At 59.7% G+C, this 454-nt stretch carries 1 protein-coding gene; it reads left to right on the top strand.

Annotated elements, in window-relative coordinates; translation table 11 throughout:
• The coding region (locus G7020_RS23815; RefSeq protein WP_181087224.1) for a transposase at positions 1 to 454 on the top strand (454 nt) is incomplete at both ends.

Here is a 454-nt window from a genome sequence, read left to right as displayed (position 1 = left end):
GAAGATCACGTCCCGGGCCAACACCTCCTGCGCAGTATCGACCAGTGCCTGGATCTCAGTGATCTGCGTGCCTACCTGGCGGATTTCTATAGCCCCATCGGGCGTCCCTCGATTGACCCGGAGTTGATGGTGCGCATGCTGGTCGTCGGCTACTGCTATGGCATTCGTTCCGAGCGGCGATTGTGCGAAGAGGTGCACCTGAACCTGGCCTATCGCTGGTTCTGCCGGCTGGGTCTGGAAGACGAAGTCCCCAATCACTCGACCTTCTCGAAGAATCGCCATGGGCGTTTTCGTGACAGCGATCTATTCCGCTGGTTATTCAATGAGGTGCTGCGGCGCTGCATGGCAGCCGGCCTAGTCAAGGGTGAAGGTTTCGCCGTCGACGCCAGCATCATCAAGGCGGATGCCAGCCGGCAACGTGGGGTGGCGGGAGATGAGGTCGATTGGAACGATC

It is taken from the genome of Stutzerimonas stutzeri (assembly GCF_013522825.1).
GTDB classification, from domain to species: domain Bacteria; phylum Pseudomonadota; class Gammaproteobacteria; order Pseudomonadales; family Pseudomonadaceae; genus Stutzerimonas; species Stutzerimonas stutzeri_AK.
Note: the sequence above shows the minus strand (reverse complement) of the source record. Positions and strands in the feature narration are given on the sequence as shown.